This window comes from Arthrobacter sp. SPT-J7 (assembly GCF_059089965.1).
Window position 1 is genome coordinate 1 of the sequence record NZ_JBNHFF010000617.1, and the last position, 316, is coordinate 316.

Below are 316 nucleotides of genomic sequence, written 5' to 3' on the forward strand. Positions count from 1 at the left end.
CGCGTTCTCGCCCAGCCCGATACGGGTTTCGGCCTCGATGAACTTGGTGATGCCGCCGGGAGTGAAGAACAGGTCCGGGCTCACCGGCCGGCCAAAGAACATGTCATCGTTCGAGTACAGGAAGTGCTCTGACAGGCCGTCGATGTTGTGCAACTGGCACTCCACCGCCTGTGAGTTGTGGGTGGGCAGCACGGAAGGATCGGAGAAGAATTCTTCGCTGCGCACGATGGTGACCGCGGGGTGCTCCGCGAGCCAGTCCGGGGCCGGGGAGTCCGTGGCGATGTAGATCCGGCGGATCCACGGCGCGAACATGTAG

1 pseudogene is annotated in these 316 nt (G+C 63.3%); it reads right to left on the reverse strand.

Going from position 1 to position 316, the window contains the following annotated elements:
* Nucleotides 1-316, reverse strand: a pseudogene (locus tag AC5RWX_RS34535) (sugar phosphotransferase); the annotation flags it as partial.